Annotated in this window: 1 protein-coding gene; it reads left to right on the top strand. The window is 33.9% G+C overall.

Going from position 1 to position 548, the window contains the following annotated elements; all coding sequences use genetic code 11:
* Window positions 1-102 precede the first annotated feature (102 nt).
* On the top strand, window positions 103-548 hold a 446-nt coding region (locus tag AC1DND_RS29205; RefSeq protein ID WP_477586514.1), incomplete at its 3' end, for a regulatory protein RecX.

The following is a 548-nucleotide window of genomic DNA, read 5'->3' as shown; positions in this document are numbered from 1 at the left end:
ATTTCGGCTATTTTGGCAATGGTGTATATTGGATTTTGCATGCTATTATATTCAGAAAAATACGGTAATCGCTATTATTTTTACGAATTTCAGTAAATAATTATGAAAAGCGGTAAACAAGAAGCAGTATTATTAGATAAAAAACAAGCGTTGGTAAAAGCCGAGCATTTTTGTGCTTACCAGGAGCGCTCGCAAAAGGAAGTACGGTATAAACTGGTAGAATGGGGTATGCGTGGCGATGAACTGGAAGAAATTATAAGCGAGTTGATTTTGAATAATTTTTTAAATGAAGAAAGGTTTGCTAAAAGTTATGCATCGGGCAAATTCAACATTAAACATTGGGGGCGTGTTAAAATTAAACAGGGTTTGAAATTAAAGGGTGTGCCCGATAAAATTCTGCAAAAGGCAATTTACAGCATCGATGATGATGATTATTTACAAACGATAGAAAAATTGGCCATCAAAAAAGTGGAGAGTTTGAACGAAAATGATCTGTTTAAAAGAAAAAATAAGCTAATGAGCTACCTTCAGGCAAAAGGTTTTGAAAC

The organism is Pedobacter sp. 01N416 (genome assembly GCF_056399685.1).
Note: the sequence above shows the minus strand (reverse complement) of the source record. Positions and strands in the feature narration are given on the sequence as shown.